This is a genomic window from Streptomyces sp. NPDC001157 (assembly GCF_053598255.1).
The window spans coordinates 1-17,715 of sequence record NZ_JBSFJW010000030.1 but is presented as its reverse complement, the minus strand read 5'-3'; the positions used below and the strand labels follow the sequence as shown (position 1 = coordinate 17,715).

19 protein-coding genes and 1 pseudogene are annotated in these 17,715 nt (G+C 69.8%); 11 read left to right on the top strand and 9 right to left on the bottom strand.

What is annotated here, in order from left to right:
- Positions 1 to 6: 6 nt before the first annotated feature.
- The 5 genes from ACWDAG_RS36160 (at position 7) to ACWDAG_RS36140 (ending at position 2,267) form a co-directional block, all read left to right on the top strand.
- Complete coding sequence (locus ACWDAG_RS36160; protein ID WP_450699784.1) at positions 7 to 543, top strand: dihydrofolate reductase family protein; 537 nt, start codon at positions 7 to 9, stop codon at positions 541 to 543.
- Between the two features lie 150 nt (positions 544 to 693).
- On the top strand, positions 694 to 1,128 hold the full coding sequence (locus ACWDAG_RS36155; RefSeq protein ID WP_450699783.1) for a helix-turn-helix domain-containing protein: 435 nt from the start codon (positions 694 to 696) through the stop codon (positions 1,126 to 1,128).
- A gap of 33 nt (positions 1,129 to 1,161) precedes the next feature.
- Positions 1,162 to 1,668: a VOC family protein gene (locus ACWDAG_RS36150; RefSeq protein ID WP_450699782.1), complete on the top strand. Its 507-nt coding sequence runs from the start codon at positions 1,162 to 1,164 to the stop codon at positions 1,666 to 1,668.
- Between the two features lie 30 nt (positions 1,669 to 1,698).
- Positions 1,699 to 2,055, top strand: coding sequence for a PRC-barrel domain-containing protein (locus tag ACWDAG_RS36145; RefSeq protein WP_450699873.1), 357 nt, complete (start codon positions 1,699 to 1,701; stop codon positions 2,053 to 2,055).
- Between the two features lie 38 nt (positions 2,056 to 2,093).
- Positions 2,094 to 2,267: a hypothetical protein gene (locus tag ACWDAG_RS36140; protein ID WP_351471370.1), complete on the top strand. Its 174-nt coding sequence runs from the start codon at positions 2,094 to 2,096 to the stop codon at positions 2,265 to 2,267.
- Between the two features lie 60 nt (positions 2,268 to 2,327).
- Here the strand turns inward: ACWDAG_RS36140 and ACWDAG_RS36135 are convergent, their stop codons facing one another.
- From ACWDAG_RS36135 to ACWDAG_RS36120, 4 genes are all read right to left on the bottom strand, one after another.
- Positions 2,328 to 3,392 carry a YihY/virulence factor BrkB family protein gene (locus ACWDAG_RS36135; protein ID WP_450699781.1) on the bottom strand — a complete coding sequence of 355 codons (1,065 nt, stop codon included), beginning with the start codon at positions 3,390 to 3,392 and terminating at the stop codon, positions 2,328 to 2,330.
- Positions 3,393 to 3,485: 93 nt separating this feature from the next.
- Positions 3,486 to 4,244 carry a hypothetical protein gene (locus ACWDAG_RS36130; protein ID WP_450699780.1) on the bottom strand — a complete coding sequence of 253 codons (759 nt, stop codon included), beginning with the start codon at positions 4,242 to 4,244 and terminating at the stop codon, positions 3,486 to 3,488.
- A 114-nt stretch (positions 4,245 to 4,358) separates the two neighbouring features.
- Complete coding sequence (locus ACWDAG_RS36125) at positions 4,359 to 5,603, bottom strand: MFS transporter (protein ID WP_450699779.1); 1,245 nt, start codon at positions 5,601 to 5,603, stop codon at positions 4,359 to 4,361.
- Between the two features lie 305 nt (positions 5,604 to 5,908).
- A complete protein-coding gene (locus ACWDAG_RS36120) occupies positions 5,909 to 7,474 on the bottom strand; it encodes a cellulose binding domain-containing protein (RefSeq protein WP_450699778.1) in 1,566 nt (521 codons plus the stop codon).
- 391 nt (positions 7,475 to 7,865) lie between these two features.
- Between ACWDAG_RS36120 and ACWDAG_RS36115 the strand changes: the two are divergent.
- Positions 7,866 to 8,168: pseudogene (locus ACWDAG_RS36115) on the top strand (MFS transporter); the annotation flags it as partial.
- Positions 8,169 to 8,341: 173 nt separating this feature from the next.
- Positions 8,342 to 8,851, top strand: a complete 510-nt coding sequence (locus tag ACWDAG_RS36110) for a hypothetical protein (RefSeq protein WP_450699777.1) — start codon at positions 8,342 to 8,344, stop codon at positions 8,849 to 8,851.
- Between the two features lie 38 nt (positions 8,852 to 8,889).
- Here the strand turns inward: ACWDAG_RS36110 and ACWDAG_RS36105 are convergent, their stop codons facing one another.
- The 4 genes from ACWDAG_RS36105 to ACWDAG_RS36090 form a co-directional block, all read right to left on the bottom strand.
- Positions 8,890 to 11,037, bottom strand: coding sequence for an MMPL family transporter (locus ACWDAG_RS36105; protein WP_450699776.1), 2,148 nt, complete (start codon positions 11,035 to 11,037; stop codon positions 8,890 to 8,892).
- Positions 11,038 to 11,193: 156 nt separating this feature from the next.
- Positions 11,194 to 11,484 carry a hypothetical protein gene (locus ACWDAG_RS36100; protein WP_450699775.1) on the bottom strand — a complete coding sequence of 97 codons (291 nt, stop codon included), beginning with the start codon at positions 11,482 to 11,484 and terminating at the stop codon, positions 11,194 to 11,196.
- Positions 11,481 to 12,110 (bottom strand): sigma-70 family RNA polymerase sigma factor, encoded by a 630-nt coding sequence (locus ACWDAG_RS36095; RefSeq protein ID WP_450699774.1) that lies wholly within the window; start codon positions 12,108 to 12,110, stop codon positions 11,481 to 11,483. Before ACWDAG_RS36095 ends, ACWDAG_RS36100 begins: the two co-directional genes overlap by 4 nt.
- Positions 12,107 to 13,669 carry a sodium:solute symporter family protein gene (locus ACWDAG_RS36090; RefSeq protein WP_450699773.1) on the bottom strand — a complete coding sequence of 521 codons (1,563 nt, stop codon included), beginning with the start codon at positions 13,667 to 13,669 and terminating at the stop codon, positions 12,107 to 12,109. The genes ACWDAG_RS36095 and ACWDAG_RS36090 overlap by 4 nt, the downstream gene beginning before the upstream one ends.
- A 168-nt stretch (positions 13,670 to 13,837) precedes the next feature.
- Between ACWDAG_RS36090 and ACWDAG_RS36085 the strand changes: the two genes are divergently transcribed.
- The 3 genes from ACWDAG_RS36085 to ACWDAG_RS36075 all read left to right on the top strand — a co-directional run bounded on the left by ACWDAG_RS36085 (position 13,838) and on the right by ACWDAG_RS36075 (position 16,468).
- The gene (locus ACWDAG_RS36085) at positions 13,838 to 14,059 is read left to right on the top strand and encodes a DUF3311 domain-containing protein (protein ID WP_450699772.1); all 222 of its coding nucleotides are present in this window, start codon (positions 13,838 to 13,840) and stop codon (positions 14,057 to 14,059) included.
- Positions 14,060 to 14,120: 61 nt separating this feature from the next.
- A complete protein-coding gene (locus tag ACWDAG_RS36080) occupies positions 14,121 to 16,283 on the top strand; it encodes a carbon starvation CstA family protein (protein WP_450699771.1) in 2,163 nt (720 codons plus the stop codon).
- Entirely contained in the window at positions 16,280 to 16,468 is a 189-nt protein-coding gene (locus ACWDAG_RS36075; RefSeq protein ID WP_450699770.1) for a YbdD/YjiX family protein, read from the top strand. The genes ACWDAG_RS36080 and ACWDAG_RS36075 overlap by 4 nt, the downstream gene beginning before the upstream one ends.
- A gap of 80 nt (positions 16,469 to 16,548) precedes the next feature.
- Here the strand turns inward: ACWDAG_RS36075 and ACWDAG_RS36070 are convergent, their stop codons facing one another.
- Entirely contained in the window at positions 16,549 to 17,292 is a 744-nt protein-coding gene (locus ACWDAG_RS36070; RefSeq protein ID WP_450699769.1) for a GNAT family N-acetyltransferase, read from the bottom strand.
- Between the two features lie 139 nt (positions 17,293 to 17,431).
- Between ACWDAG_RS36070 and ACWDAG_RS36065 the strand changes: the two genes are divergently transcribed.
- Positions 17,432 to 17,647, top strand: a complete 216-nt coding sequence (locus ACWDAG_RS36065) for a DUF4177 domain-containing protein (protein ID WP_266964598.1) — start codon at positions 17,432 to 17,434, stop codon at positions 17,645 to 17,647.
- Positions 17,648 to 17,715: the final 68 nt, after the last annotated feature.

Sequence of the window (17,715 nt, the reverse complement as noted above, 5' to 3'; positions counted from 1 at the left end):
ACAACGATGCGCAAGCTCATCGAGTCGACGCTCGTCACGCTGGACGGCGTCATCGAAGCCCCTGAGCGCTGGGCCAGTTTCGACGCCGAGGCCTCGGAGCTGTCCCTTGAACAGCTGGACAACCATGAGGCATTCGTCATGGGCCGGATGACCTACGAGAACTTCTACGCGAACTGGGGTCATGTCACCGGCAACCCCTACATCGACCGCATCAACGCCATGCCCAAGTACGTCGCGTCTCGATCGCTGGCGGAGACGAAATGGAACGCCACCCTGCTGGGTCCCGACCCGTCCGGCGCGATCGCGGAACTGAAGAGGCAGCCGGGGAAGGACCTCATCAAGTACGGCACCACTCGTTTCGATGCCACACTCATCCGAGACCACCTGATCGACGAGTTCCGCTTCTGGTTCATGCCCGTCGTGGCCGGCTCAGGGCAACGACTCTTCGAATACGCGGACGCCACGAAGCTGGGCCTCAGGCTCACCGACGAGAAGCGACTGCGGAACGGGTCGGTCATCCTCACCTATGTGCCGCGCGCGTAGATCGTCGGCAGGGTGGCCTTGCGGGTGCCCGCCCGCCGTCGCGGGTTCGCGTCCCTGCTCTCCGGCGTATGACGGGCCCCGAGGTGCTGGAGACGACCCAGGCGGAAGCCCCGGCCGCGACGGCCTACCGGTGACCGCACAATAGGCCGTGTGGTCCACGTACCGATCGGCCGTCATCTGCTCCGTGCCAAGGATCTCGCGGACGCCCGCTACAGCGAGCCGCTCACCGTCGCCGACATGGCTGCGGCCGCCGCGCTGTCCCCCGCCCACTTCAGCCGCCGCTTCAAGGCAGCGTTCGGCGAGTCGCCGCACCAGTATCTGCTGACCCGCCGCCTCGAACGGGCCGCCGACCTGCTGCTTGCGACCGACTGGACGGTGGCCGCGATCGGCGTCGCCGTCGGCGCGCAGAGCATCGGCTCGTTCACGACGAGTTTTCGCAGGATGTACGGGACGACCCCGCAGGCCTACCGGGCGGCTCATCCGCCCGCCGCACGGCATGTGCGCATCCCCCGCTGTGTGGCGATGGCCTATGCACGGCCTCAGCACCGCACGTTTCGAGAAGACACCGCATCGCCGACTCCCTAGCGTCGTCCCCAGGCAATCGACCAAGGAGCGGACATGGCCACGATCAAGATCGCCAATGCTCAGTTCTGGGTGCACGACCAGGACGAGGCGCTTGAGTTCTACACCACCAAGCTCGGTTGGGAGGTCAGGGCGGACGTGACGATGGAGGCGTGGAGCTTCCGCTGGTTGTGTGTCGCCCCGCCCGGCGCGGACGGACCTGCGCTGGTGCTGATGCCCGTACCGGGGCAGCCGATGCTGGACGAGGCGAGCAGTGCCCAGCTGTCCGATCTGGTGGCCAAGGGCGCGGGCGGCACGCTGTTTCTGGAGACCGACGACTGCAAGGCCGCCTATGACGAGCTGTCCGCCCGAGGTGTCGAGTTCAACGACCCGCCGACAGTGCAGCCGTACGGAATCGACACGTCTTTCCGCGACCCCTCGGGCAACAACATCCGGCTCACACAGGTAATGGAATTCGATCCGGATCGGCACTCATCCGGCGCAGAAGGCCGCCCCCTCCGCCTGGCCGCACACCGGCTGCCGGCGGGGACATCAGGGACATGATGAGGGGTACCCCTCATGTGGAGGTCCATGATGTTCGAGGCAGGCGACATTCGTGAATGGCGTGGTCACGGCGTGGTCGACCCCCGCGGTCACAAGATCGGCACCCTGGAGGCCGTCTACGTCGACACAGCGACCGACGAGCCCTTCTTCGCGACGGTGACCGTGGGTCTTCCCACCCGCCGCCGCCTGGTCTTCGTGCCGCTCTGCGGTGCGACCGTCGGACCGGGCTATCTCAAGATCGCTCACCCCAAGGACGTGGTGAAGAAGGCTCCCGCGATCGACACCGACGGTGAGTTGCCTGCCACGGACGAGCCGGAGATCTTCGCACATTACGAACTCGACTACGCCCCGGGAGCAGGCGGTGAACGCCGCCTGGCCCGGCGCTGAGCCGCCGTTGAGAAGGCGATGAACCCACTGGAGCGCCGATGAGTCTCTTTCTGTTCCTCATCCTCGTGGCCCTCGTTCTGGGCATCATCGGATTCGCCGCGCACGGTCTGTTCTACCTGCTGATCATCGGGGCCGTCGTGCTGCTCGCCGACCTCACGTACGGCGCTGTGCGCTTCCGCCGTGGCGGCCGAAAGCACCGCCTGGCGCGCTGACTGCGACAGCCGCGGCGAGGGTCGGCCATCTCTCGCCCTCGCCGCCGGGATCGTGCCTGGTCAGATGTCGTCCAGGCGGCGGATGTCCTCCTCGTCCCAGGTCCGGGTGTCGCGCGGCTGGGTGTAGGGCTCGGCCTCGGGCGGGTGACCGCCGGCGATGGCCCGCTGCCGCACGCTCTCGGCATCGAACTCCAGGCCCAGGAGGATCGCGAGGTTGCTGATCCACAACCAGACGAGGAAGACGATGACGCCGGCCATGGTGCCGTAGGTCTTGTTGTACGACGCGAAGTTGGCGACGTAGAACGCAAACCCGGCGGAGGCGGCCAGCCAGATCGCCAAAGCAAGCAGACTGCCTGGTGTGATCCACCGGAAACCCTTGACCTTGGCGTTCGGGGTGGCCCAATACAGGATCGCGATCATGATGGAGACCAGCAGCACCAGAACGGGCCACTTGGCGATCGACCACACCGTCAGCGCGGTGTCCCCGATCCCGAGCGCCTGCCCGGTCTGGCGGGCCAGCCCACCGGTGAAGACGACGATCAGCGCGCTCATCACCGCCAGCACCATGAGCACGGCGGTCACACCGATGCGCACCGGCAGGATCTTCCACACCGGCCGGCCCTCCGGCATGTCGTAGACGGCATTCGCAGCACGGATGAAGGCGGCCACGTACCCGGATGCCGACCACACCGCCAGCACGATCCCGACCAGGGCCATCACCGAGCCGGTCCCGGAGTTGTTCTGCAGCTGCTCGACGGCTCGCGTGATGATGTCCCGTGCCGAGCCGGGAGCCAGCTGCCTGAGGTTGCTGAGCACCCTGTCGGTGGCCGACCTGCCGGTGATCCCCAGCAGGGAGACCAGCACCAGGAGGGCCGGGAACAAGGACAGCACGCCGTAGTAGGTCAGTGCCGCGGCCCGGTCCGCCAGTTCGTCGTCCTTGAACTCCTTCAGGCTGCCTTTGAGTACGGCGGCCCAGGCCCCCTTCGGCAGCTTCGCCGGCGTGTCCGGAGCGGCCCGTTCGACCTCCCGGTCCGGTCCTGCCTCCTCCGGCGACGGCGCCCGGGGAGCCGGGGCATCGTGAGGGTCGTCCTGGTGTTTCCGGCCTGGAAGGTGCAGCTTGGTCATACCCGCCGGGTATCCCCATGGCGCACGCTCAAGCCGACGCGCGCCTGCCATTGACCGGGATCGCTTGAGCCGGCATCGGCCGTGGCCGGTCGATCAGCTCGCGGGCCTGCCCTTATCGGCTCGGCGCTCGGGTCTGTCGGGTGGGTCGAGGGTGAATACGGTGATCCACTCGGCGTCCGCGGCGTGGTGGCCGAGGCCGGTCAGGGTCTCGGCGGCGGCACGCATGTGGCCGGCGCCGTAGACGACGGCGATGGTGAACGGGGCGGTCCGTCCCGCGTAAGCCCGGTCGAGGTCGGTGAGGGCCTTGGCCAGCAATCGGTCGCGGCGGCGGAGAACCAGGTCGTCCAGGCCCGGCCAGAAGTCCGCCACGGCCTCCTCGCTCTCGCTCATCAGGTCCTCGACCGCGAGGTGCCGGGCGAGCCAGCGACGCGTCCCCAGCAGCCGCATGCCTGCTGTCATGGCCGGCACGACCGTGGCCACCATCGCGCGTTCTTTCAGTGGCAGCCGACGAAACCCTTCCTGGAATTGCGCACCGCTCATGTCGGGGCAGACCACGGGCAGTCCGAGCGCCTCGAAGTCGATGTCCTGCACGACCAGTCCCAGGCGTTCACTACCGTCCAGCCGCCGGTACGAGGCGACCAGCGAGTCGGCGCCGGGCGAGCCTTCCCCGACTCCTTCGGCGACCACCAGGTCGCAGCCGCGACGCAACCGTGCCGCCACTTCCCGGTAGAAGGCGGCCTCCCCGAGGTGAACCATGGGAAAGATCACGAAGGTCAGCCCTGACCCCGGCCGCGTGAACCTGATGACGGCCGATCGCACCCCGGCCAGGCCGGTCACCTCGATGAACTGCACACCCGCCCCCTTCGCCCCCGCCTCTCCCCCACAACCACGCCAGAAGTGCCTCTGCGGGTTGCTCCCGGCTCACTGTCGCGGGGCGCGGCCGGTGGGGGCGTCGAAGGCGAGCCGCTACGTCCGCTCGCCGGGCGTTGCCGACGTTCGGGCTGTAGTGGCGTGTCCCGCGTCCGTCGAGGCTTCCGCTGCGGATGAGGTGATCACCTCGGAGCGGCGGCCTCCCCGGTCCATGAGGCCGCCCGTGACAGCGAGGCCGAGGCCCGCCACCGCAAGGGCGGCGCCGACGAGATCGGGGGAAGCCCAGCCCCAGCCTGCGGAGATGGCCAGTCCGCCGAGCCAGGCGCCGCCCGCGTTGGCCAGGTTGAAGGCGGAGTGGTTGGAGGCCGCGGCCATCGTGGGCGCGTTCTTCGCCTTGGCCATGAGGAGCATCTGGATGGGCGTGGTGACGAAGGCGCCCATCGCACCGATGAAGGTGATCGTCACCAGGGCCGGGACCGTGCTGTGGACTGTGAAGTAGAAGGTCACGAGAGCTGCGGCGAGCAGGGCAAGGCCCCCGTAGAGCGTCGGGCGCAGGGCACGGTCCGTGAGGGGGCCTGCGGTCAGCGTGCCCAGCGTCATGCCGACGCCGTACAGCGCGAGGACCAGGGTGGTCGAGGAGTCGGAGATGCCCGTCAGGTGCGTCAGCATCGGCACCAGGTAGCTGTAGACGGCGAAGAACCCGCCGAATCCGACCACGGCCGTGCCCAGGCCGATCGCGACCTGCCTGTTCCCCATGGCCCGCACCTCGTGCCGGATACCGGACTGGGCGCCTCGTGGCTGGTGAGGGACGAAGAGGGCCAGGGCGGCGAGGGCGACGAGGCCGATGACGGCGACGGCACCGTACGCGGACCGCCAGCCGAACTGCTGACCGAGAGCGGTTCCGGCGGGCACGCCGACGATGTTCGCGACGGTCAGTCCGAGGAACATCTTGGAGACGGCGCGGGCAGCTCGCTCGGGGGCGACCAGTCGGGAGGCGACGACCGCGCCGACCCCGAACAGTGCGCCGTGCGGCAGCCCCGCCAGGAAACGCGCGGCGAACAGCAGACCGAAGTCAGGTGCGAGCGCGGAGGCGATGTTGCCGACCACGAACAGTCCCGACAGGAGCAGCAGGAGCCGTTTGTGCGGTATGCGCGCACCGATGCCGGTCAGCACGGGGGCACCGACGACGACACCGAGCGCATACGCCGACACGAGGTTGCCGGCGTGTGGCACCGACACACCCACGCCGTCGGCGATCTGGGGCAGCAGCCCCATCGTGGCGAATTCGGTGGTGCCGATGCCGAAGGCGACGACAGCCAGGGCCAGCAGAGCCAGAGGCATGGTGCGGGTGAACCTTTCAACGCAAGCGTGCAGCGACAAGGAAGCGGAGAACCGCCGAGGTCGTCCAGAACCCACGGCCGGCCGCGTCGAGCACCATTGCCCTGCGCATCCCCGAACAGGGCAAGCCCATGAACAGTGCAGCACCGGCAGGAGACCGCGCATTCCAAGATCGAGCCGCACTTCGACGTGATCTACGTCATGACGGTGCCTGCCGGTCGGACGGTGATGTGTCGTGTCCGACCGGCCGGCACCGATGCGCCGATGAAGCCGCCTGCGCCCGCTCGAGGCGGCGTGCCTACGCAGCTTCAGCCGGTGTAGGCGGCGAAGATCTTCCCGAACTCGTAGGGGGACTGCGGGATGTTGGTGCACTGGTAGAGCGCGCCCGTGCAGGCGTTGCGGTCCCGGGTGGCCTCCCAGAAGGCGAGCTCTCCCAGGTGCTTGCCCTGGGCGAAGGAGACCAGCTGGCGGGCGTCGGCCTGGTCGTAGATGTGGCCGTCGTCGTTCTGTCCGAGCATCGGTGTCACTCCGACCATCGCCCAGAGCCGGGCGTCGGTCCTGCTCGGGTAGAGCGACTTCAGTTGGGTGAAGGTGCTCTGTGCGGCTTGGACGGCGGCGTCGCCGTAGTCGACGCCGCGGTAGTAGTCCATGGCCATGACGTTCACGAGGTCCAGGTCGACGCCGGCGTCGCGCGCCGACTGCACCACGTTCAGGCCGTCCGCGGTGAGCCCCTCCGGGAGGACGGGCAGCGTCAGCGAGATCCGCAGCCCCGGGTGGGCCTGCTGCAGGCGTGCCAGGGCCTGGGAGCGGCGGGCGACGGAGGCCGGGTCCGCGGAGGCCGCGCCCTCGATGTCGAAGTCGACGTACTTCAGGCCGTAGGCGGTCACCACCGCGTTGTACTCGGCGTACAGCGCGTCCACCGAGCCGCAGGCCTGGGCCAGTTCGATTCCGCTGGCGCCACCGAAGGAGACCTTCACGTCTCCCCCGGCGGCCCGGATGGTGTCGATCTGGTCCTTGGCCCAGCCGTCGCGCGGGTCGTAGGCGTTGAACCACATGGCCTTGCAGCCGGAGGCGGTGATGAAGGCCATCGAGTAGTTCTTCACGCCGCTCGCGGAGGCCATGTCGGGCATGCTCGGCGTGGGCCACGCTCCCATGTCGATGTACGGCGCGGTGAACAGGCCGCCGCTCGGCTGCTGACCGCCGGTGGTGGTCGTGCCGCTGACAGCCGCGGAGTAGGCGGACACGTTGCCCGCGGCGTCGCGGGCCCGCACGCGGAAGGCGTAACTCGTGGCGGCCTGCAGGCCGGTGGCCGTGTAGGAGGTGCCGGTGACGGTAACGGGCGTGCCACCGTCGCGTGAGATCTCGTATCCGGCGACGGATCCGGAGTCGTCGGTCGCGGCGCTCCACCGCACGGTCAGGGAGGAGGCGGTCGCGGAGCCTACGGTCACCGCAGACGGGACGCTGGGCGGGGTGGTGTCGGTGCTCGAACCACCCGTGCAGGATGCGCCGTTGAGCTTGCAGCCGGTGGGCGTGCCGGTGCCGTTGGACACCCATCCGAAGGAAGTGGACGCGCCCGGCGCCAAGGTGCCGTTGTACTCACGGTTCTTGAAGGTGTAGTGGTTGCCGCTCTGGGTGAGCAGTGCGTCCCAGTACGAGCCGACGGTGGTGCCGGAGGGCAGGTCGAACTCGACGCTCCAGCCCGACAGGGTGGTGCTGCCGGCGTTCGTGATGGTGTATGCGCCTTGGTAACCGCCGTCCCACGTCGATGTCCTGGAGAATGCCGCGTTCGGTGGGCCCGCGGCGGAAGCGGGTGGGGCCAGGACCAGGAGGAGCAGCCCGGCGAACAGGGTGAGAAGTACCGATGGTCTTCGCATGTGCTGCCTCCACTGGGGGGTGGGCGCGTGAAGCCGCAGAGTTGGTCCATACCAATCCTCTGGCATGTACATACTCAGCCATGGGCCGGCCGTCAAGCCATACGCCCGGCGCGGGAGATGGTGTGGAGGCATGGCGACCTCGGCGGGAAGGACGCGCGAGATCGACACGCGCCCGCTCCTCACCGGTTCACACGACCGGAAAGATCCCTCGCCGCGCTTCGTCGGCTCCCTGGTCGCACAGACAGCGGAACCCGGGTGTGCGCCGGTCACGAGGGCGAGTATCTCGGGTGCCGCTTCACGCAGGCTTGCGAAGTGGCGGTGCACGCCGTCCACCGCGACCGGAGCGTTGACACCCCAGACCTTCGTCCCGGCCCGCAACCCGGACTCGACCCCGGAGGGCGGGGCCGTCCTCTTCGAACGAGTGCCGCGCCGGATGCTGGGGCGGGTCAACGCGCTCGGTGACTCGCTGGCCTGGGCCGGTATCCCTCTCGGCGGGCTGCTCGCCGGGGCGGCGGTGGCCTCCGTCGGCCTGGTGCCGGTGCTGCTCGCTTGCGGGACCGTGTACTTCCTCACCACGAACCTCACGGGACTGCGGCCGGAATGGCGCGAGATGGACCGCGCCCGCAGACGAGGCGTCGTCACTCCGCACACCGACGAAGACGCTCCACGCGGCAGCGTGAACGTCACGACATGACGTGCACAGGAGGGGCGACCCCCTTCCGCTTCCTGCCTCCCACGTGCCATGACCGGCTCCTGCCGTCCTCGGGGCGGGCATTAACCTGGCCGTACTGCTGTTCCACGAGAGGACGCCTGCACAGCAGCCCCGACCGGCGTCACCCCGGAACAGTCGAGAACGGAACGGGCGACATGAGCGACACACAGACCGGCGACCGCATACGGGCCGCTGTACCGACTCCGGACAGCGACCTGCTCGAGCGGATACGCCGGCACCGGCGGCACACCCTGGAACTGCTGACCGTCTGCGCCGTCGCTCTCGTCCCCTGGACCGTGCTGCTGGGGGTGACCCTGCCCTCCGGGTACCAGGTCCACCACTGGCGCGTCACGTGGGTGGGATTCGACGTCCTGCTCGTGGTCGCGATGGCCTCCACCGCCCTTCTGGGATGGCTGCGGCACCGCGCCGTCATCCTGGCGGCTCTCGCAACGGCCCTGCTGCTGATCTGCGACGCGTGGTTCGACGTGTCTCTCGCCTTCGGTACCTCGGAGATCTGGCTGTCGGCGGCGCTGGCCGTGTGCGCCGAACTGCCCCTGGCGTTCTATCTGATCCGCCGGGTGATGGGGATGATCTCGCTGGCGCAGTGGCCCTCCGCCAAGGCCGTGGCGTGCAGCGACGAGCAGGCCACCGACCTGGACGCCTGAAGGGTCCGCTGCACGGCGGCCGTCTGCCGGGCCGGAGTTCAGCTCGTGGGCTGCTGCGACCTGGACGTGACCGTCTCCGGGTGCGGATACGAGGGTGCCACTCGCAGCAGGCGGGCCGCCCAGCCGGGCAGGTGCCAGTTCCACGGGCCGAACAGCGAGACCAGTGACGGAACCAGCAACATCCGCACGATGGTCGCATCCAGAAGGATGCCGATGCCGAGGCCCGTCGCCAGCGTCTTCAGATCAGTACCGGGGCCGGAGGCGAGCGCGGCGAAGGCGAGGAAGAGGATCAGCGCGGCGCTGGTGACCAGCCGGCCGGTGCGGCCGATCCCCTCGATCACGGCGGCGTCGGTGGAGCGGCCGGTGTCGTACTCCTCGCGGATGCGGGAGAGGATGAACACCTCGTAGTCCATGGACAGTCCGAACAGGAACGCGAAGACCATCAGCGGGATCCAGAAGGTGATCGCGCCGGTGGCCGCGATGCCGAAGACCGCGTCGGAGCCGTGACCGTCCTGCCAGAAGATCACCATCAGGCCCAGGGTCGCCGCGAGTGAGATCAAGTTCAGCAGGACCGCCTTGAGCGGCAGCAGCAGGGAGCGGAAGGCGCGCACCAGCAGGACGTAGGTCAGCAGCGCGATGATCGTGAGCATCAGCGGGAAGTTGCCGTAGACGGCGTGCATGAAGTCGATCTGTGCCGCGCCGATACCGGCGACGCCGACGACGCCGGGCAGGCCGTCCGCTGCGGTCTTGACCCGTTTGACGACGCCGACGCTCTTCGAGTTCACGGTCTCGTGGTCGGGAACGACGACGACGATGCTCTGCCCGGCGCGGTTGCCGGCCGGCCCGGAGGGCACGAGCACGCTGCTCACACCGTCGATCTCGGCGAACCGGGCGGCGGCCGTGCGGGCCTGGTCGGTGCGGACCAGCACCTCCATGGGGGTCAGGGCGCCGGTCGGCACACCGCCCCGCTCCAGGGTCTGCAGGCTCTCGTAGGCCGGTCCGCTCTTGGCCAGCGACTCGGAGGAGGCAAGCCCGATCTTGATGCCGAGGAAGACTCCGGTCAGGGCGAAGAGCGTGCCGAGCGCCACGGCGGCCGCGATCCAGCGGCGTCGTACGACAGCGGTGGTCCACCGGCTCCAGAAGCGGCTGGCCCGGTTCTCGTGCCGGATCTTCGGCCAGTCGACCTTCGGCCCGATGCCGCCCAGGATCGCCGGGGTGAGCGTGAGCGTCGTCAGCACGCTCGCGAGGGGGATGAGTGCTCCGCCGTAACCCATGCTCCGCATGAACGGGACCGGCAGGACCACCAGCGCCAGCAGACCGATCGCGACGGTGACACCGCTGAACAGCACGGCGTGCCCGGCGCGCTCCATCGCGACGACGACCGCGTCGTGGTTCTCCCGGCCGTGGTCGCGCTCCTCGCGCCAGCGGGTGACGAACAGCAGCGAGTAGTCGATCGCCACACCGAGGCCGATGAGGGCGACCAGGAACTGCACGATGAACGACACATCGGTGGCGTAGGTGAGCGGCAGCAGCATCACGAAGGTCGCGAGGATCGACACCGCGGCCACCACCAGCGGCAGCAGGGCCAGGAAGGACGCGAACACGAAGGCGAGTACGGCCAGCGCCCCGACGGCGCCGAGGAGCGTCTCCCCGAGGACGCCCGGCCCGCCGCCGTTGTCGCCGCCGGAGGCCAGCACATCCTCCCCCGTCACGCCGACCACAGCGCCCGCCGGCACGGCGTGCTGTGCCGCCGACCGGATCGGATCGGTCAGGAGCTTCTGGCTGGGTGACGGGTTGAACCGGTAGAACACCAGGGCGTAGGCCGTGCGGTCGTCCTTCGTCCGGAACGCCTTGTCCCCGGTGTTCGCCTCGTCGATCACGCGCAGGCCGGGGGCTGCTGTGCCGACGGCTGTGAACGCCCGCCCGACGTCGCTCTCGTGACCGGTGATCTTCTGTCCTGCGGGGAGTGTGACCGAGACCAGATAGGGGTTCGTGTCACCGCCGCTGCCGAACGCGTGCTCGATGCGGTGAGCCGTCACCGTGCCGGGTTGGCCCGGCAGGGAGAAGTCGATCGTCAGCCGGTCCGTCGTCCGGCCGGCCAGCAGGATGCCGGCGACGAGCACCAGTCCCCAGAACGCCACAACCGCCTTGCGATGCCTCAGAACGAACTCGGCCCACCGTCGCATACCCGGACCTTCCCCACGTTTAGGTTGCGGGAGTTTAGCGCTGCGCCCCCTTCCTTCACTATCAGGTGGATCGACGAAGTTTGCGCGATCCGGTGTCCGTGTCGGCCTGAGCCGTCGTACGGGCGCTCGGCGGGCGGTGGTCTCAGCTCCGACCGGTCAGCCCCCTCCCAGGGCACCAGGGCTGCCCGCGCCGGAGAAGATCACGCCGGGGTGGGCCGGTGTCTGGTTGAGGACCCACAGTCCGATCAGGGTGGCGAGGGTGAAGACCACCGCGATCAGGGCGGCCAGCACGAGGCGGCGGCGCCGCTCGCGGCGCAGCCAGTCGCCGCGGGCCGTGCGGTAGGCGTCGGGGGCGGCCTGCACACCGTCGGCCAAGGCCTCAAGGGCCTCGCGCAGCTCCTGTTCGGTGCCGTCGTGTTCCGTGCGGTCCGGTGAGGTGTCGTTCATCGCCGGGCCTCCATCACCTGGCTCAGCGCGGCGATGCCGCGCGCGGTGTGTGTCTTGACCGAACCGCAGGAGATGCCCATGGCGGCGGCTATCTCGCTCTCCTTGAGTCCGAGCCAGTGACGCAGGACGAGTGCCTCGCGCTGCCGTGCGGGCAGCTGCTGCAGCGCGTCGATCAGGGCGCGCTGGTCGTCGTGGAGCAGGGCGGTACTCTCCGCGGAGGCGACCAGATCGCTCGGCGGTCCTTCGACGTGCTTGCGGGCGACCTGCAGATGACGTATCCGCATCCGGGTCAGATTGCAGACCGTGGAGCGCAGATAGGCCTCGGCCGCCCCGGGCTCCCGCAGTCGGCGCCACTTGCGGTAGATCTGGTAGTACGCCTCGGCGACCACGTTCTCCGGGTCGTCGGCGCCCAGGAGCACCGCCAGGCGCAGCATCGACGCGTAGTGCACCTCGAACAGACGGGCAAGGGCGGCCTCGCGCTCCAGATCGGCCGGGTCCCGCGGTGCGGGTGTGAGGGCCTCGGGAGCGTCGGGCGGTGCGGCCGTGGGCTGCGGGATGCGTGGTTCGGTGACCGCGGCCGCCACGGCCTGCGGCAGCGTCACGCGGGGGTGCTGTCTGCGTCTCACGGGTTGTTCGCTCCCGTCTCGGGGCGCCGCCTGACGGTCAGGCGGGACGGCAGGTGGGTGGCGTCGGCGCCGCGCGGAACGCCGAGGCGTTCGAGGGCCGCGGTGCCGGCCACGGCGACAACCAGGTTGAGCAGGAGCGCCGCGAGGCCGGCGTAGACCTGCAGCGGCCGCTCGCCGAAGCCGAGGGGCACGACGGACGAGAAGCCCTCTCGCACCACCAGGTAGGTGCCGCAGGCCATGCCGACGGCCCAGCCGGCCAGCAGCGCCCGCGGATGCAGACGACCGGTGAACAGGCCGATCGCCACCGCGGGGAAGATCTGCAGGATCCACACCCCGCCGAGCAATTGGAGGTTGATCGCGTCCTGATCGCGCAGCCCGAACACGAAGGCGACCGCGCCCACCTTCGCGGTGAGCGACACCGCCCGGGCGATACGTACCTGCCGCTTGGGCGTGGCCGTCGGGTTGACGTACTCGACGTACACATTGCGTACGAAGCTGGTCGCGGCGGCGATCGACATCACGGCGGCCGGTACCAGCGCCCCCACGGTGATCGCGGCGAAGACGAGTCCGGCCAACGGCGCCGGCATCAGCCGGTCCACGAGCATCGGTACGGCCGCCTCGGCGCCGCCCTTCGGCGCCCGTACTCCCGCCGCGAGGGCGGCGATGCCGAGGAAGCCGAAAAGGGCGAGCAGCCCCGTCCAGGCGGGCAGCGCCACGGACACCTTGCGGAGTGTGCGCGGGCCGTCGGCGGCGAAAGCGGCCGTCAGGACGTGCGGGTACATCAGCAGCGCCAGCGCCGAGCCCAGGGCGAGGGTGGCGTAGGCGGGCTGCTGCTGGGGCGACAGCAGCAGGGCGGAGTGGGCCGCGTCCGTGCCGCCGAGGCGTCGCGCTGCGCCGTCGAAGACCGCGCCGGGGCCGCCGAGCCGTTCCAGGACCAGCCAGCACACGGCGGTGACCGACACGAAGACCGCGCCGGCCTTGAGCGCCGAGATGACCGTGGGTGCCCGCAGTCCGTGCCGGTAGGTGGCCACCGCGAGCCCCGCGAACAGCGCCACCATCACCAGGTCGCCGGTCACGCCCCGCGGGTACACGCCCCCGGCCGTCAACACCGCCCGTATGCCGAGCAGTTGGAGCGCCAGATACGGCATCGTGGCGAGGATCCCGGTCAGCGCGACCACCAGGGCCAGCGGCGGCGACCCGTAGCGGCCGCGCACGAAGTCGGCGGCGGTGATGTAGCCGTGCCGGCGGGCCACCGTCCACAGACGGCTCAGCAGGACGAAGGCGATCGGGCAGACGATCACCGTGTACGGCACGGCGAAGAAGGCGGGCGCCCCGTTGCCGTAGGCGAGTCCCGGTACGGCGGTGAAGGTGTACGCGGTGAAGATCGTGCCGCCCAGCAGCAGCCAGGTCCACACGGGGCCGAGGCTGCGGTCGGCCAGCGCCCAGCCCTCCAGGGACGGCAGCCGGTCGGTGGGGTGCAGACGGCGTGCGGTGACGGCGAGCAGCGACGCTCCGCCGATCACGGCGAGGAACGTCGCGGTCATGGCACCGTCCGCCATGGGTCACCGTCCTTGGTGTGCCTGAGCCCTTGCCGAAGAGTTGCGCACGCGGCCCGTTCCGATGACAGAGAACCGGCGGGAAATCTCCCGGACATCCGCTGTCAACCACTTCCGGGGGGTGGGCAACTCTTGCACAGACCGACAGCGACGGGGAGAGGAGCGCAGGTCATGGCACGGACCGGTCAGCACCGACCACGGCGCGTCGCGATCGCCGTACTGCTCCTCGCACCCGCCGCGGGTCTGTTGTGGGTCCCCTGGTACGCCGGTGCGAGCCCGCGGCTGGCCGGGACGCCGTTCTTCTACTGGTACCAGCTCGCGTGGGTGCCGGGCTGCGGCCTGTGCCTGCTCGCCGCTTATGCGCTGACCAGGCACGACCGTCACGGTCCCTGATCCGTACAGCTCTTTCTGTCACTTGATCGCCCTTTGATCACCCTTGAGGTGAGGAGCCGCCATGCCCACGTCCGCCATGCCCGGAACCGGTCTCCCGGTGCCGCCACGTCCGGGCCGCTCCCGCATGTCCCCGCGGTCGGTCCTGCTGTGGACCACCGTCTCGCTGCTGGGCGCGGTCGCCTGGGGAGTCCTCGCGCTCGCCCGCGGCGAGAAGATCTCCGCCGTGTGGCTGGTCGTCGCCGCGCTCGGCTCGTATGCCATCGCCTACCGCTTCTACTCGCGCTTCATCGCCCGCCGCGTCCTGCGGCCGGACGACAGCCGGGCCACGCCGGCCGAGCGCCTGGAGGACGGCGTCGACTTCCACCCCACCGACCGGCGGGTGCTGCTCGGCCACCACTTCGCCGCGATCGCCGGCGCCGGACCGCTGGTGGGACCGGTCCTTGCGGCACAGATGGGGTATCTGCCCGGCACGCTGTGGATCGTGGCCGGGGTGATCTTCGCCGGGGCCGTGCAGGACATGGTGGTGCTCTTCCTGTCCATGCGGCGCGACGGCAGGTCCCTCGGGCAGATGGCCCGTGACGAGATCGGCCGGGCAGGCGGAGCCGCCGCCCTGATCGTCGTCTTCGCCATCATGATCATCCTGCTGGGCGTGCTGGCACTCGTGGTCGTCAACGCGCTCGCCCACTCCCCCTGGGGCACCTTCTCCGTGGCGATGACCATCCCCATCGCCCTGTTCATGGGTGTCTGGATGCATCGCATCCGGCCCGGCCGGGTCGTCGAGGCCAGCCTCATCGGAGTGGCGCTGCTGCTGCTCGCGATCGCCGGCGGCAGCTGGATCCAGAACTCCTCGCTCGCAGACGTCTTCACCCTGAGCCCGACGACGCTCGTGTTCTGTCTGGTCGGATACGGCTTCGTCGCCTCCGTCCTGCCGGTGTGGATGCTGCTCGCGCCCCGCGACTACCTCTCCACCTTCATGAAGATCGGCACCATCGTGCTGCTCGCGGTCGGCGTCGTGGTCGCCGCCCCGGTGCTGCGGGCCGACGCGGTCAGCAAGTTCGCCTCGACCGGCGCCGGGCCCGTGTTCGCCGGGGCGCTGTTCCCCTTCCTCTTCATCACCATCGCCTGCGGCGCCCTGTCCGGCTTCCACGCCCTGGTCTCCTCCGGCACGACTCCCAAGCTGATCCAGAAGGAGTCCCAGGTCCGGATGATCGGCTACGGCGCGATGCTGATGGAGTCGTTCGTGGCGATCATGGCGCTGATAGCGGCGGCGACCCTGGAGCCGGGCCTGTACTACGCGATGAACGCACCGGCAGGCTTGCTGGGCACGACCGCCGAGTCCGCCTCGCACGCGGTCGCGGGCCTGGGCTTCACCATCACCCCCGACCAGCTGACGCACGCCGCCGGGGCCGTGGAGGAACAGTCCCTGATCGCCCGCTCCGGCGGTGCACCGACCCTCGCCGTCGGCATGTCGGAGATCTTCTCCGGCGTCTTCGGCGGCACGGCGCTCAAGGCCTTCTGGTATCACTTCGCGATCATGTTCGAGGCGCTGTTCATCCTCACCACCGTCGACGCGGGCACCCGGGTGGGCCGCTTCATGCTGCAGGACATGCTGGGCAACGTCGTCAAGCCGCTCGGCCGGGTCAACTGGAAGCCGGGCATCTGGCTGTGCAGCGGTCTGGTCGTGGCCGCCTGGGGCTACTTCCTCTACACCGGGGCCACGGATCCCCTCGGCGGAATCAACCAGCTGTTCCCGCTCTTCGGCATCGCCAACCAGCTCCTCGCCGCCGTCGCCCTCACCGTGTGCACCACGGTCCTGATCAAGTCCGGGCGGTTGCGCTGGGCCTGGGTCACCGCCGTCCCGCTGGCCTGGGTGGTCGCGGTCACCTTCACCGCCGGCTGGCAGAAGATCTTCTCCGACGACCCCAAGGTCGGCTTCTTCGCCCAGCGGGCGCGCTACGCCGACGCCGTCGACGCCGGTCAGGTCCTGCCGCCCGCGAAGAGCCCCACCGATATGCACACCGTGGTGGCCAACTCCACCGTGGACGGCGTCCTCATCGCCCTGTTCCTGCTGCTGGTCGCCGTGGTGATCGTCAACGCGGCGGTGGTGTGCGCACGGGCCGTACGGTCGCCGCATCCACTGCCGACGACCGAGGCGCCGTACGTCGAGTCCCGCATCGACCGGCCCGAGCAGGCCGGCGAACCGTTGGTGGGGGCGGGCTCATGAACCCTCGGGCCTGGGCGCGGAGCGTGCGCTGGTATCTGCGTGAGCTGACCGGAGAGGCGGAGTACGACCGCTACTGCGAGCGGCACCGGCGTCACCACCCGCTCGCTCCGGTGCCCACCCGCCGCGAATATCAGGTGCTCCGTGCTCTCCACCGGGAGGACCATCCGCACAGCCGCTGCTGCTGACGCCTTCGGCAACGGCTGTGACGGGGCGGGTGCGCGTCCCTGCGTGATGCGCACCCCTCCCGTGGGCGTGGAAGGCGCGTTCACGGTCGCGGGCGGGAGCGCGGGGCCATCTCGATGCTGAGTTGTGTGCCCAGTTCCGCAAAGCCCAGTGCGGCCGCAACGCGCCGGGAGGCCGGGCGCCGGGCGCGCCATTGCGGCAGCAGCCCGGCAGCCAGGGCGTGTGCGACCGTTGCGGAGCCTGTCACCCGGGCAAGCCCGCGCCCGCGCGCCTGTGGTGCGGTCAGCACGCTGATGTGGGCGGTGCTGGACGGCCAGACACGGTAGCCGGCAGCGGCGACCACCCGACCGCGCTCACGGACCACGAACGCGGGCGACGTGATCTCGTCCAGGCCCGCCTCACTGGCGTCCTCGGACCCAGCTGCCTCTTCCAGGATCCTCAACTCCTGGTCATCGGCGGGTAGTTGGTCCACCCTCGACGCACCAGGGTGCACGGGCCGGAAGCGTTCCGGGGACACGTACGACAACACCGCCGGACCGAGCACTCTGCTCACGGGCAGCAGCGCGCGGACCGAAGCCGCGTCCACGACCGCCTCCGCCGGGAGTCCCAGCAGTGCGTCGCGAACGATCGCCATGGTGCTGTCGCCGGGCGCAGTCACGATCGCCGATCCGCACAGGGCCACTGCGCCGACCCAGCCGGCCGGGCACATCCCGGATTCCGGGGAGACGACCACGGCGACCCCGCCCGGCGGCGGAAACAGGACCGGTACTCCGGCGAGTCCTTCCCACAAGCGGCGGGCTCTGGCCGGGACAGGATCGATCGACATGGCCTCGATCCTGTCAGAGGGGAAGAGGTCACTGGATGGCACGGCGAGCACCTGGCACGTCTCCCGCAAGTGTGGCCGGCCTCGCAGCATGATTGGCTGACCTCGGGCAGTGCAACAACACACCGGAGGGCGTGCAGGCATGAGCAACGGCTACACCTACGAGTACAAGGTCGTCAGTTTCCGGGAGTCGCTGATCGGTGACGCGCTGGACAGCGACAAGCTGGAGAAGGTTCTCAACAAGCATGCCGAGGACGGCTGGGGCCTCAAGGCGATCACCTCCGCCGACGTCAAGGGACGTATCGGCCCCGGCGCGGTCGAAGGCCTGCTCCTCACCTTCGAACGGCCCCGCGCATAGCGTCGGCCGTACCACTGGTTCCAGCGTCGGGGGGGGGGGGGCCCGCGGCGCCGCCCGCGGGGGCGCAG